The following is a 13,375-nucleotide window of genomic DNA, read 5'->3' as shown; positions in this document are numbered from 1 at the left end:
GTCCAGCGATTAACCGTGAAGTCGTCTAAACCGAGCCGACGGTGCGCAGGCGGGCCTTGGGGTGAATCTCATTCTGGCTCATCACCACCGTCTGTCCGCGGAAGCGTTCGATGATGGAGCGCACATAGGGACGCACCTGCGGCCCGGTCAGCAGGACCGGGTTCTCGCCCGTCATGGCGGCGCGCTCGAACACGTCGCGCACGGCGCGGATGAAGTCCTGAAGCTTGCTGGGCGCCATCGCCAGCTGCTTGTCTTCGCCGGGGCCCACCAGGCTGTCGGCGAAGGCCTGCTCCCACTCGGGCGACAGGGTGACGATGGGCAGGGCGCCGTCGTCGGCCTTGTGCTGCCAGCACAGCTGACGCGCCAGACGGCTGCGGACATGCTCGACCAGGGTGGAGACGCTGGTGGTGTGCGGCGCGGCCTCGGCCAGGCCTTCGAGGATGGCGGCGAGGTCGCGGATCGACACCTTCTCGCGCAGCAGGGCCTGCAACACGCGCTGAAGCGTCGTCACGGTGACGACCGAGGGGATCAGCTCCTCGACCAGCTTCTGCTCCTCGCCCTTCAGCTCCTTCAACAGCTTCTGCACCTCGGCGTAGGACAGCAGCTCGGCCATGTTCTCCTTGAGGATTTCGGTCAGGTGGGTGGTCAGCACTGTCGAGGGATCGACGATGGTGTAGCCGCGGAAGGTCGCCTCTTCCCTCAGCGACTCGTCGATCCAGGTGGCGGGCAGGCCAAAGGCGGGCTCCCGCGTGTGCTCGCCGGGCAGCTCGACCTGACGCCCCGCAGGGTCCATCGCCATCAGGGAGGACAGGCGCACCTCGCCCGATCCGGCGTCCATCTCCTTGATGCGGATGGCGTAGCCCTGATTGGGCAGGCGCATATTGTCGAGGATGCGCACGCTGGGCATGACGAAGCCGTATTCCTGGGCCAGCGAACGGCGCAGGGCGCGGATCTGGTCCGTCAGGCGCCGCCCCTCCAGGTCGTTGATCAGCGCCAGCAGGGCGTAGCCCAGCTCGATCTTCACCTCGTCGATGGTCAGGGCGGTGGAGATCGGCTCCTCGACATCCTCCCTGGGTTTGAGGTCCACCGGCTCGGCGGGCGGCGGCTTCAGCCGGTCGCGGCCCAGCTTCCACGCCATGAAGCCGGTCCCCAGCGCCAGCGCCGCAAACGGCAGCAGCGGCATGCCGGGGATCAGGCCGATCAGTCCCGCCGTGCCGGACACCACGCCCAGCGATACGGGGTTGGTGGCCAGTTGGCTGACGAAAGCCTTGTCGGCCGAACCCTCGACCCCGGCCTTGGTCACGAGGAAGCCGGCCGCCACCGAGATGATGATGGCCGGGATCTGGGTCACCAGACCGTCGCCGACGGTCAGCTGCACATAGGTGTTGGCCGCCTGCATCGCCGGCATGCCATGCTGGACCACCCCGATCAGCAGGCCGCCGATGGCGTTGATGAAGGTGATGATCAGGCCCGCCACGGCGTCGCCGCGCACGAATTTCGAGGCGCCGTCCATGGCGCCGAAGAAGGTCGATTCCTGTTCCAGCTCCTTGCGGCGCAGCTTGGCCTGCTCCTCGTTGATCAGCCCGGCCGAGAGGTCCGCGTCGATGGCCATCTGCTTGCCCGGCATGGAGTCCAGGGTGAAGCGGGCCGAGACCTCGGCGATGCGGGTCGCGCCCTTGGTGATGACCACGAAGTTCACCACCAGCAGGATGGCGAAGATGATCACCCCGATGATGAAGTTGCCGCCCATCATCAGCTCGCCGAAGGCCTGGATGATCTTGCCGGCGCTGTCGTGACCTTCCTGGCCGTTGCTGAGGATCAGCCGCGTCGAGGCCAGATTCAGCCCCAGGCGGAACAGGGTCGAGACCAGCAGCACCGTGGGGAAGATGGCGAAGTCCAGCGGCCGCTTCATCATCACGGCCGTCATCAGGATCAGGACGCTGGAGACGAGCGAGATCGCCAGCAACAGGTCCAGAAGCATCTTCGGGACCGGCAGGATCAGCAGCATGATGACGCCGATGACGCCGACCGCCATGCCGACTTCGCCGCGCATCAACCAGCCGAGCGCATCACGCCCCGTGGGGCGCGCCATGCCGTCCTTCATCAGGTACGGCGCGTCAGCCATGACGACGTGCGAAGGTCATGCCGCCTGATGACAGGATTCGCCAGATCTCATCCATGTCAGCCATGCCCCAGCGCCTTGAGCGCCAGCCGGGCGGCGTCAGCGATGACCGCCTCGCGCTGGGCGTCGGTCGAGTCCGGCGTTGCATGGAAATAGACGGCCATAATGATCGGAGCGCCTTCGATGGGATAGACGACGCCGATGTCGTTCACCGGCCCGCCGCCGCCCGTGCCGGTCTTGTGCGCGACGGTCCAGCCGGAAGGGACGCCCGCCTTCAGGCGCGCCTGCCCGGTCGGCGACGCCACCATCCACTCCAGAAGCAACCGGCTGGAAGCCGACTCGAGCGGCGAGGCTTCCGACAGGATCAGCCGCTCGATGTTGCGGGCCGACTGCGCGGGCTGGATGGTGTCCTTGTCGCCGTCCGCCCGGTTCAGGTCCGGCTCCAGCCGATCCACGCGGGTCGTCTCATCGCCGATGCCGCGATAGAAGGCGCGCAAGGCGTCCAGTCCGCCCATTTCGCGGATCAGGATGTTGGCGGCGGGGTTGTCGCTGACTTCGACCGCGCCCTTCATCAACTGCTCGATGGTCAGGGTCGAACCAACCGCCGGCGCCGTCACCGGGGCGTGGGCGATCATGTCGGCCTGCGTCACCGGGATCGCCCGGTCCAGCCGCTCCTGCCCGGCCTGAACGCGCAGCAGGGTCGCGGCGGCCAGATACATCTTGAACGTCGAGCAATAAAGGAACCGCTCGTCGCCGCGCCAATCGGCGCGCTTGCCCTCGGTCAGGACCGAGACGCCCAGGCGCCCGCCGTGCCGGGCCTCCAGCGCCGACAGGTCCAGGTCGATGCTGACGGGCTCGGGCGCCGCTGGCGCCGTCGCGCGCGTGCAGGCGCCGAGAGCCATGCCGCCGGACATCAGGGCGCCGGCGCCGATCAGCAGGGTGCGACGATCGGCGCGCACCGGATCAGCCCGCCGCGCCGTAGGCGGCCGCCACGCCCGACTGGGGCGCCGGGATCGGCGTGCCCTGGTCGGCGTACTCGTTCAGCTTGTTGCGCAGGGTGCGGATGGAGATGCCCAGGATGGTCGCCGCATGGGTGCGGTTGCCCAGACAGTGGCTGAGCGTGTCCAGGATCAGGGTCTTCTCCATCTCGGCCACGGTCTGACCGACGAAGCTGCGGGTCACGGCGTCGGCGGCCTGGGCCGCCTGTCCGGCGACCCCGGCGTCATAGGTCGAGGCGGCGGGCGTCGAGGCTCCGTCCCCGCCCAGCAGCGGGCGGCCGTCCGGCAGGCGGATGGCGTCGACGTCGATCTCGGATCCGGACGCCAGCAACACCGCGCGGTGCATGGCGTTCTCCAGCTCGCGCACGTTGCCGGGCCAGCGGTGAGCGATCAGGGCGCGCCGCGCTTCAGGGCCGATGGCGCGGGGCGGCACGCCGTTGGCGGCGGCGTATTTCTTGACGAAGTGGTCGGCCAGGACGGCGATGTCGCCGGGGCGCTCGCGCAAGCTGGGCAGGCGCAGGTTCACCACGTTGAGGCGATACAGCAGGTCTTCGCGGAAGGTCCCCTCGGCCACGGCCTTGGCCAGGTCGCGGTTGGAGGTGGCGATGATGCGGATGTTGACCGGCACGGGCTTGGAGCCGCCGACGCGGTCGATGACCCGCTCCTGGATGGCGCGCAGCAGCTTGGCCTGAAGGCGGGCGTCCATCTCGCTGATTTCATCCAGCAGAAGCGTGCCCCCGTCGGCCTCCTCGAACTTGCCGATGCGGCGCGCCACGGCGCCGGTGAAGGCGCCCTTCTCGTGGCCGAACAGCTCGGATTCCAGCAGGTTGTCCGGGATGGCGGCGCAGTTGACGCTGATGAACGCCTTGTCGGCGCGGCGCGAGCTGCTGTGCAGATAGCGGGCCATCACCTCCTTGCCGACGCCGCTTTCGCCGGTGATCAGGATGGAGGCTTCCGAGCGCGCCACCTGATCGGCCAGCTGGATCACCGACTTCATCGCCGGATCGGCCGAGATCATCGGCCGCTCATCGTCGGCCACGGCCGACAGCACCGCGGCGATCAACTCCGCATCGGGCGGCAGGGGGATGAACTCCTTGGCCCCGGCGCGGATGGCGTCCGCCGCCTCGCGGGCATCGGCGTCGACGCCGCAGGCCACGACCGGCACATGGATGCGTTCGGCGTCGTTGGCGGCGATCAGGGCGGCGATGTCGATGCGGTAATCGACCATCAGCAGGTCGGCGCCCTGCCCCCGGCGCAGCTGCTCGGTCGCCTGATCGGCGCGCTCGACGTGCTGGACCTTGGCGCCGTGCGCCATGGCCATCTTCACCGCCGTCGCCAGCTGGCCGCTTAAACGACCCACCACCAGAAGACGCATCGCCCTACTCCTTCAAATCCTGTCCGTGACGGGGCGGCCGATCAGGCGCCCTTGTCCTCGGTCTTGATGATTTCCGTCATGGTCACGCCCAGGCGGTCCTCGACGACGACGACCTCGCCGCGCGCCACGAGGCGGTTGTTGACGAAGATGTCGATGGCCTCGCCGACCTTGCGGTCCAGCTCCAGCACCGAGCCCTTGTTCAGCTTCAGCAGTTGGGCGACGGACATGTGCGCCTTGCCCAACACGGCGGAGATGTTGACCGGCACGTCGAAGACCGGCGCTAGGTCGACAGCGGACTTCTCGCCGCCGTCATCGGCCAGGTTGAGGGCGGTGGACTCGCCGAATTCCTCAAGCGAGAGATCGTCGGTGGCCATCAGAAGCCCCTCCTGTCATGGGCGCCGCCTTCGAGGGGCGGCTCAGCGTGGCCGGCTTCGGCGGCCAATGCGGCGTTAAGGGCGGCGGCGACGCGCGCCTCGGCCTCGGCCGGGTCGAACTCGGCGCGCCCGTCGGCCCATTCCAGGGCGAAGGCGGCGGCGGGCAGATGCGGTTCGTCGCGGAACACCACCAGCCCGGAGAAGCCCGCCTGGGCGCACAGGGCCTCGATCTGGGCGCGGCCGTCCTCGTCCAGACCCGAGGCGCGGACGACAAGGCGCGGCGTGGCGTCCATCTCCTGCCCCAGGGCCTCGAGGGCGGCCTCCAGCGGACGGCGCGGGAAGCGTTCGAAGGCGGCCGAACCGATCACACGCGCGGCGGCCAAGGCCAGTTCGGCGGATTCGCGCCGGTGCGCCTCGGCCACGCCGCGCAGGGCGGTCGCCGCCTGAGACACCGTCTGCGCCACGATGGACAGGGCTTCGGCGCGCAGGGCCTCGACCTCGTTCAACGCCTGCTGGCGGGCCTCAAGCCGCGCCTGGGCGACCAGGGCCTCGACCTCGGCCGGGGCGAAGGCGCGCTTGGTCGGCTGCCAGGTCGAGGCGCGCAGCACGGCGCCGTCGGCCCCGAACTCGGTGTCGAAGGCGAAGGGGACGGCGTTTAAAGGAAGGGCGCTCATGTCAGTAGATCAACTCGTCGTCGCCGCCCTGGCCGGCCAGCATGATGTCGCCGCGCGCCGCCAAATCCTTGGCCACCTGGACCATCGCCATCTGGGCGTTGTCGACGTCCTTGAGGCGGACAGGCCCCATGGATTCCATGTCTTCGCGCATGATTTTCGAGGCGCGCTCGGACATGTTGGAGAAGAACATTTCGCGCAAGGAATCCGACGCGCCCTTCAGCGCCAGCCCCAACTGGTCCTTCTCGACCGAGCGCAGCAGGGTCTGCACACCGCCCGGATCGAGGCGCGAGAGATCCTCGAACACGAACATCAGGGCGCGGATGCGCTCGGCCGCGTCGCGGTTGCGTTCCTCCAGCGCGCCGATGAAGCGGGCCTCGGTCTGGCGGTCGAAGCTGTTGAAGATGTCGGCCATCAGCTCATGGCTGTCGCGCTTGGACGTGCGCGCCAGGTTGGACATGAACTCGCTGCGCAAAGTCTGTTCGATCTTGTCGAGGATGTCGCGCTGCACCGGCTCCATACGCAGCATCCGCTGGACGCATTCCAGGGCGAAGTCCTCGGGCAGGGCCGTCAGCACCCGCGAGGCGTGGTCCGGCTTGATCTTGGACAGGACCACCGCGACCGTCTGCGGGTATTCGTTCTTCAGATAGTTGGCGAGCACGGCCTCGTTCACATTGCCGAGCTTGTCCCACATGGTGCGGCCGGCGGGGCCGCGGATTTCCTCCATCAGGGCTTCGACCCGATCGCCGGGCATGAAGGAGGCCAGCAGACGCTGGGTCTGCTCGTAGGAGCCCATCAGCGAGCCCGACCCGCCGATGCCGGAGACGAACTCGACCAGCACCTCCTCAACCACGGCGGCGGTGACGGTGCCCAGGCCGGCCATGGCCTGAGAGACTTCCTTGATCTCTTCGTCGTCGAGCTGCTGCCACAGGGCCGTGTGCTCTTCGCCCAGAGACAGAAGAACGACGGCCGCCTTTTCAGGCCCCGTCAGCTTCTTGGCGTCGTCGACCGCCGCGCCTTTTGACATCAACCGCGCCGCCATCAGGTTTCATGCATCCAGGCGCGCAGGATCGCCGTGGACTCCTCGGGGTGGCTGTCGACGAAATCGGCGACCTTCTTGATGGAGGAGGCCTTCACCTGGCCCTCGATGCGGGCGATGTCGATGCGCTGCTCCATGTCGCTGGGGCCGGCCAGCATGGGCGCGCCGCCCGGCAGGGTCCCGCCGACGAGCTGGGTGTCCAGCGCGGTGACGGGGATTCCATTGGCCCCGACCAGGGCCGGGACGCCTGCGCGCCCCTGTCCAGAGGCGGTCTTCAGCAGCGGGCGCAGGACGAAGAAGATCAGCAGCAGGCCCGTGACCAGCAGGACCAGAAGCTCGACCCCGCGCATGATGTCGTTCTTGTCGAAGGCGAACAGCGACGATCCCTTTTCCTCGCCCGGGGCGACGGAGGGTTCGCGGTTAAAGCGGACGTTGACGACTTCCAGCTTGTCGCCGCGCGCCTCGTCGATGCCGACGGCGGCGGCGACCAGGGCCTTGATCTGCTGCACTTCCTCGGCGGTGCGGGCGGCGTAGGTCGGCTCGCCCTTGCCGTCGGCGGCCGGGGTGTATTTGCCGTCGACCGCGACCGAGACGGACAGCTTCTTGACCTCGCCCGGCTCCTTCACCGTCGTGGTGGTGGTGTTGGAGATTTCGTAGTTGGTCGTCTCGGTGTTCTCGGCGCGGGTCGAGCCGATGGGATTGGCGGGCGGGGCCTCGCCTCCGGGAATATTGGCGGTGGCGGTGGCGCCTTCCTGCTGTCCGGTCGTGTCCTGCGACTGGCTGCCGTTGGTCGAGGTCGAGCGGACGACCTGACCGTCAGGGTCGAACTTCTGCTCTTGAGTGGTCGAGCGGCTGTGGTCGATGTCGGCCGTGACCTGGACGCGCGCCGCACCGGCGCCGACGACGCCCTCGACGATGTCCTTGATGCGGGCCTGCATCTGCGCCTCTGTCGAGGCCTTGGCGGCGTCGGCGGTGGCGGAGGTGAAGCCGGTCTCCTCGGAGCCCGCGGCCAGGGTGCGGTTGGCCTGATCCGTCACGGTGACCTTGTCCGGCTTCAGGTTGGGGACGGATGAGGCGACCACGTTGCGGATCGCGCGCACCTGGTCGGACGTCAGGTCACGGCCCGAAAGGCCCACGACCACGGCGGCGGTCGGATCGACGGCGGCGGCCTGGAACATCTCGCGCCGAGGCATGGTGATGTGGACGCGGGCCGAGGCGATGCCGCGCATCGACATGATGGTGCGGGCCAGTTCGCCCTGCAGCGCGCGCTGTTCGTTCAGGTTCTGCTGGAACTCGGTCTGGCCCAGCACCGACTGGTTGTCGAAGATTTCGTAGCCGACGCTGCCCGAGGTCACGAGCCCCTTGCCCGCCAGCATCAGGCGGGCCGTGCCCACTTCGTCGCGGCTGACGAACAGGGTCGAGCCGTCGCCCTTGGACGAGTATTTGATGCCCGCCTGATCCAGGGCGGCGCTGATTTCGGAAGCTTCACGCAGGTCGAGGTTGGAATAGAGCAAGGCGTCCGGGGCCTGGCCCACGCGCAGCATGACGGCGACCAGCACGGCGGCCACGCCCGCAGCCACGCCCAGGATGGCGGCCAGGCGTCCGATGCCGAACCTTTTCAAAGCTTCCGTGAAGCCGCCCACGCGCCATCGCCCCTGCACACGCGGGACGAACCGAACCCGCTAGGCAGAAACTGCCGCCTGGATGGTAAATGCGGCGTTAAGAGGCGTTAAAGAATGGGAGGCGGGGCCGCTGGCGCAGGCCCAAAAATGATAAAGGGGCGCGGACTTATGGCCCGCACCCCTCAGGCGCCCCCCGGCGCCCGCCCGCCTCCCGAGAGAGGCAGGCTAGCTGGTCAAAGGTCGATCAGACCTTCAAACTTTAGATCTTTAGGGCCGCGGCCTTCTTGTCGGCGGCGGCCTGGATGCGGGCCTCAGCGATGGCGTCGGCGATCAGGTGGGTCGGCTTGTTCTCGGAGACCGAACGCTCGAGGATTTCCTCGAAGGTCTCCATCAGGCGCGACAGCTTGCCTTCGACCCAAGAGGCGTCATAGGCGCCGCCGGTCTGACGGGCGTTCATTTCCGAGGCGACGTTGATGATGCCGCCGCCGTTGATGACGTAGTCCGGCGCATACAGCACGCCGCGCTTGAACAGTTCGTCGCCGATGTCGGCCGTGGCCAGCTGGTTGTTGGCGGCGCCGCAGACGGCCTTGACCTTCAGACGGTCCAGCGTCTGCGGGTTCAGCGTCGCGCCCAGGGCGCACGGGGCGTAGATGTCGGCGGCGACGTCATAGATGGCGTCCGGAGCGACGATCTCGGCGCCGGTCTTGGCGGCGACGGCTTCCAGGTTGGCCTGGTTGACGTCGGTGATGATCAGCTTGGCGCCGGCCTTGTGCAGCTTCTCGGCCAGATAGGCGCCGACGTGGCCCACGCCCTGGATGGCGACGGTCAGGCCGGTCATGTCGTTCTGGTTGAACAGGCGACGCGCGACGACCAGGTTCGAGCGGAACACGCCCTCGGCGGTGACGGGGCTGGGATCGCCCGAGGCTTCCGGACCGTCCTTCAGGCCCAGGACGAATTCGGTGACCTTGCGCGCTTCGGCGATGTCCTCGACCGAGGTGCCGACGTCTTCGGCGGCGTAGTAGTGACCGCCCAGACCGTTCAGATAGCGGCCGAAGGCGTGGAACAGCTCAGGCGACTTCTGGGTGCGGCTGTCGCCGATGATGACCGACTTGCCGCCGCCCATCTCCAGATCCGCGACGGCGTTCTTGTAGCTCATGCCCTTGGACAGGCGCAGCACGTCTTCCAGCGCCTCGGCGGCGGTGGCGTAGTTCCACATGCGGGTGCCGCCGACGGCCGGACCGCGCGCGGTCGAGTGCACCGCAACAATCGCTTTCAGGCCGGTTTTCTCATCATAGAAGGCGTGGACGCCTTCATGGTTCGAGAAAGAAGGAGAATCAAACAGCGTCATGCCCATGACAGGCCTTTCCTGGGGTATTTTTTGTGCGGAAGGACATACGCGCAGCCTGACCAAACGGCAAGCATCACCATGCGGCCGCCCCAGGCTTCTAGGAAACATGCGGAAAATGCGTCCGCATTCCGCAGGTTCTGCGTTCAGCGCGCCTTGGGATCAGCCTGCAGGGCGGGCAGCACAGCCGGCGCGCCTGACGGCAGAGGGCGTGTCGGATCGCGCAGCCAGGATTCGACATCGGCGAACACGGTCTCGGCCTGAAGATCGCGATTCAGGATGTGCCAGCCGTCGGCGTAATAGCCCGTCGTCAGGTTCGACCGCTCGCCTGCCTGCTCCAGCGCGCGGTGCATGGGGCGTTTGGTGATGATCTGATCATGGGCGCCGTACAGCAGCAGGGTCGGCTTCTCGACACGGCCCAGACGCTGGGTCGCCGTCTCCATCAGATCGACCAGGCCGTACAGGGAATCGAAGCGCGTCGACAGGATCGACAGGGGGTCGCGGCCGTTGCGGATCAGCTCCAGCGTATTGTCGGAGGCGCGGATGTCTCGCACGGCGAAGGACGGCGGCTCGACCCGCTTGGCGCCCATCATGCGCGCGGCGGTCCACAGGCCCGCGCTATTAAAGGCGCTCTGGCTGGACCAGCCCCAGACGCCGGGCGCCAGCAGCACCACCCGATCGGCGTCCGGCGGCGTCTCCGATCCGAAGGCGGCGATGGTCGAGGAGCCGCCCATGCTCTCGCCCGCCACCACGATCAGGGCGTTCGGCCGCTCGGCCCGAACCAGGGCGACGATGGTGCGCAGATCCTGACTGGTCAGGCTTTCGGCCGCGAACTGGCCCCGGTTCGGGGCCAGGCCGAAGCCGCGCTGATCATAGGCCCAGGTCTCGATGCCCCGCTGCGCCCACCACGGCCCGGCGAAGCGGAAGGAGGCGTAGTGATCGTTGAAACCGTGCAGGGCGACGATGACGGCCCAGGGCGCCTGGCCTTCCGGACTCCAGCGCAGATAGGGCAGCCGCGCCCCGTCCTGCACCACAAAGGCGCCGCGTCCCAGGGTTCCCGTTTCGATGCGCGGCCCGTTGAACCCGTTGGGGGGCGTCAGCGGCGGCTGGACGTGCGGCGTGGCGCAGGCGCTCAGGCCCAGGGAAAGAGCCATAAGGCCCGCCGCCAATCCGCCCCGCCAAATCTTCACGTCAGTATCTCCGCTGTCCGCTGACGAAGGTAGGGCAGAACCTCGGCCTCGAACCACGGGTTTTTCTTCAGCCAGGCCGTATTGCGCCACGATGGATGCGGCAGAGGCAGTATGGCGGGGGCGTAGTCGCGCCAGGCGCGGACCGTCTCGGTCATGTTGGCCTTGGCCGCCGCGCCTAGAGCCCAGGCCTGGGCGTAGCCGCCGACCAGCAGAGTCAGTTCGACCTTCGGCAGTTCGGCCAGCAGGCGCGGCCGCCACAACTCGGCGCAGCGGCGCGGCGGCGGATAGTCGCCGCCCTTGGGATCGGTGCCGGGGAAGCAGAAGGCCTGCGCCGCCACGCCGAGACGCGGATCGCCGTAGAAGGTCGCTTCATCCACCCCCATCCAATCGCGCAGGCGAACGCCGGACGGGTCGGTGAAGGGCAGACCGCTTTCATGCACCCGCCGCCCCGGCGCCTGGCCGCAGATCAACAGGCGCGTCTCGGGCGCGACCATGACCACCGGGCGCGGCGTGTGGGGCAGCTGGCCCAGGCACGCCCGGCAGGCACGGATCTCGGCCAGGAGCGCGTCCAGGCCGTTGTCTGGGTCAGTCGAAATCGTCATCCGAAGCTTCGACCGGCGGCAGGGCCGCCAGGGCTGCGGCCGTCTCGGCCTCGGTCGGCAGGCGCAGGCGGATCACGCCGCGGAAGTTGTTGGGATCGACCGCCTTGCCCTTCTTGGTGATGGTCAACTTGCCCTGACGCATCAGGCCCAGGGCAGTCGCCTTCACCTTGGGCAACAGGCGTTGCCACTGCTCGGGCTGCAGTTCCTTGGCCACGTCGGCCGGTTCAATGCTCTTGCCGCCGACGTTCTTGGGGTCGGCCTTGGCCAGTTTTTCGAAAATGGCCGCTTCGATTGGATCGCTCATAGGCGCTATATGCTGCACCGCGAGATCGGAAAGAAGGCAAAACCGACATGGCCGAGATAATCACCGTCACCGAGGGCGAGTTCGCCGGTTGGCAGACCTATGACCTGCGCGACACCTTCGATGTGGTGGTGGGGCCCTTCTACGGCAAGCCCGATCCCGACGGGCACATGCGCTGCGCCTTCCGCGCCGAGCAGAAGCACATGAACGCCGGCGGCCGGATGCACGGCGGCTGTCTGATGACCTTCGCCGACATCGCCATGTTCCAGATCGCCTATCAGGAGATGGAGGGCGCCTCGGGCGTGACGGTGCAACTCGACTCCACCTTCATCGACGGCGCGTATGTGGGCGAACTGATCGAGGCGACCGGCCAGGTGACCAAGGCGGGCAAGAGCCTGATCTTCGTGCGCGGCCAGATCACCACCGGCGAACGGCTGCTGATGACCTTCTCGGGCGTGATCCGAAAGTTCACGCCGCGCGGTTGAACCGTACGCCCAGCGCCAGGGCCATGGCGACGGCGGCCGCCGGCCACAGGGCGGTCAGCCCCAGACGGCCGTAGACGACCGCCCCCATCAGCGCGCCTCCGGCCAGCCCCGCCCACAGGGCCATATAGGGCCGGAACGCCCAGGGGTCGCCGCCGCGCACGGCCGCGGCCAGGGCGTGGCCGGTCTTGATCAGGGTTCCGGTCATATAGGTCAGGCTGACCCCGACCTCGCCGTCGCGCAGGAAGACCGAGTTCTCCACCGCCATGGCCAGGACCATCAGGCCGATCGCCAGGGGCGCGATCCCCGCCCCTGCCGCCACGGCGGCCCCGGCCAGCAGCGCCGCCTCGACCGCCAGCACCCGGCTGCGCGAGCGCGCGCCCTCGCCGCCCGCGACCAAGGCCCCGAGCATGGCGCCCAGGATAAACAACAGCAGAACGCCCGCCACCGCGCCCGCCGCCAGCCACCGCCCCTCGGCCAGGTTGACGGCCAGGCGGGTGGTGTTGCCGCTCATGAAGGAGACGAACACCCCGCCCAGATGCAGAAAGCCCAGGCTGTCGACATAGCCCGCCAGCCCCGCCAGCATCAGTGCCAGCCCGCGATCGGGCGCCGTCAGAGTCCGCAAGGCAGGCTCACATCCCCGCCGCCGCCGCCGGACGAGTGCGGCACGTCTCCAGCCAGCGCGCCAGATGGGTCAGCTCCTCGGGCGGGCGATATTTGACCAGGCGGGCGAAATCCAGCCCCACGGCCCCGACGATGTCGGCGATGGTGAAGCGGTCGGCGGCGATGAACTCATGCTCCGCCAGATGCCGGTCCAGGGTCTTCATGAAGCGCTCGGCGCCCAGGCGGTTGTATTCGGCGACCTGGGGCTGGGGCGCCTCAAGCGCGGCCAGGGCCGGATGGGTGAAGCGCACGTTCAGCATCATCGGATTGGCCAGATACATCTCGCACCGACGCATCCACATTTCGATGACGGCCTGCTCCTTGGCGTCGCGGCCGAACAGGTTCGGCTCGGGGTGCAGCGCCTCCAGATAGCGGCAGATGGCGATGGATTCGGTCAGGCAGGTCCCGTCGTCCAGCTCCAGCGCCGGAACGTGCGGCACGCCGAACTTGGCCCGATAGGCGGGGGTGCGGTGCTCGCCCGCCAGAAGCTCGATCTCGACCTGTTCGACATCGGTCACGCCCTTCTCGGCCATGACCCAGCGGACGCGGCGCGGATTGGGCGCGCGGCGGCTTTCATAGAGCTTCATCAGA

14 protein-coding genes are annotated in these 13,375 nt (G+C 68.2%); 1 reads left to right on the top strand and 13 read right to left on the bottom strand.

Annotated features, from left to right (window positions below; all coding sequences use genetic code 11):
* Positions 1-25: 25 nt before the first annotated feature.
* From flhA to ACLBV5_RS11340, 11 genes are all read right to left on the bottom strand, one after another.
* Positions 26-2,125 carry a flagellar biosynthesis protein FlhA gene (flhA, locus tag ACLBV5_RS11390; protein WP_447605752.1) on the bottom strand — a complete coding sequence of 700 codons (2,100 nt, stop codon included), beginning with the start codon at positions 2,123-2,125 and terminating at the stop codon, positions 26-28.
* 56 nt (positions 2,126-2,181) lie between these two features.
* Positions 2,182-3,081: a class A beta-lactamase gene (gene bla / locus ACLBV5_RS11385; RefSeq protein ID WP_447605751.1), complete on the bottom strand. Its 900-nt coding sequence runs from the start codon at positions 3,079-3,081 to the stop codon at positions 2,182-2,184.
* 4 nt (positions 3,082-3,085) lie between these two features.
* A complete protein-coding gene (flbD, locus tag ACLBV5_RS11380; protein WP_227157597.1) occupies positions 3,086-4,495 on the bottom strand; it encodes a sigma-54-dependent transcriptional regulator FlbD in 1,410 nt (469 codons plus the stop codon).
* A gap of 41 nt (positions 4,496-4,536) precedes the next feature.
* Positions 4,537-4,869 carry a flagellar motor switch protein FliN gene (gene fliN / locus ACLBV5_RS11375; protein ID WP_004370801.1) on the bottom strand — a complete coding sequence of 111 codons (333 nt, stop codon included), beginning with the start codon at positions 4,867-4,869 and terminating at the stop codon, positions 4,537-4,539.
* Positions 4,869-5,543, bottom strand: coding sequence for a flagellar assembly protein FlbE (locus tag ACLBV5_RS11370; protein ID WP_025976596.1), 675 nt, complete (start codon positions 5,541-5,543; stop codon positions 4,869-4,871). The genes fliN and ACLBV5_RS11370 overlap by 1 nt, the downstream gene beginning before the upstream one ends.
* A 1-nt stretch (position 5,544) precedes the next feature.
* Positions 5,545-6,582, bottom strand: a complete 1,038-nt coding sequence (gene fliG, locus ACLBV5_RS11365; RefSeq protein ID WP_025976597.1) for a flagellar motor switch protein FliG — start codon at positions 6,580-6,582, stop codon at positions 5,545-5,547.
* On the bottom strand, positions 6,582-8,222 hold the full coding sequence (gene fliF, locus ACLBV5_RS11360; RefSeq protein ID WP_447605750.1) for a flagellar basal-body MS-ring/collar protein FliF: 1,641 nt from the start codon (positions 8,220-8,222) through the stop codon (positions 6,582-6,584). Before fliF ends, fliG begins: the two co-directional genes overlap by 1 nt.
* A gap of 238 nt (positions 8,223-8,460) precedes the next feature.
* Positions 8,461-9,549 carry a Glu/Leu/Phe/Val family dehydrogenase gene (locus ACLBV5_RS11355; protein WP_128719670.1) on the bottom strand — a complete coding sequence of 363 codons (1,089 nt, stop codon included), beginning with the start codon at positions 9,547-9,549 and terminating at the stop codon, positions 8,461-8,463.
* 143 nt (positions 9,550-9,692) lie between these two features.
* Positions 9,693-10,700, bottom strand: a complete 1,008-nt coding sequence (locus ACLBV5_RS11350) for an alpha/beta fold hydrolase (RefSeq protein WP_447605749.1) — start codon at positions 10,698-10,700, stop codon at positions 9,693-9,695.
* Between the two features lie 32 nt (positions 10,701-10,732).
* Complete coding sequence (locus tag ACLBV5_RS11345) at positions 10,733-11,338, bottom strand: uracil-DNA glycosylase family protein (protein ID WP_447605748.1); 606 nt, start codon at positions 11,336-11,338, stop codon at positions 10,733-10,735.
* Positions 11,322-11,642, bottom strand: a complete 321-nt coding sequence (locus ACLBV5_RS11340) for a DUF3253 domain-containing protein (protein ID WP_046651625.1) — start codon at positions 11,640-11,642, stop codon at positions 11,322-11,324. Before ACLBV5_RS11340 ends, ACLBV5_RS11345 begins: the two co-directional genes overlap by 17 nt.
* 47 nt (positions 11,643-11,689) lie before the next feature.
* On the opposite strand from ACLBV5_RS11340, the gene ACLBV5_RS11335 reads away from it, so the two are divergent.
* Positions 11,690-12,124 (top strand): PaaI family thioesterase, encoded by a 435-nt coding sequence (locus tag ACLBV5_RS11335; protein WP_003163540.1) that lies wholly within the window; start codon positions 11,690-11,692, stop codon positions 12,122-12,124.
* On the opposite strand, the gene ACLBV5_RS11330 is transcribed toward ACLBV5_RS11335, so the two are convergent.
* Entirely contained in the window at positions 12,108-12,746 is a 639-nt protein-coding gene (locus ACLBV5_RS11330) for a YoaK family protein (protein WP_198935266.1), read from the bottom strand. The genes ACLBV5_RS11335 and ACLBV5_RS11330 overlap by 17 nt on opposite strands.
* A gap of 7 nt (positions 12,747-12,753) precedes the next feature.
* Entirely contained in the window at positions 12,754-13,371 is a 618-nt protein-coding gene (locus tag ACLBV5_RS11325; protein ID WP_447605747.1) for a glutathione S-transferase family protein, read from the bottom strand.
* Positions 13,372-13,375 lie beyond the last annotated feature (4 nt).

The sequence above is a fragment of the Brevundimonas sp. M1A4_2e genome, assembly GCF_053345555.1.
Note: the sequence above shows the minus strand (reverse complement) of the source record. Positions and strands in the feature narration are given on the sequence as shown.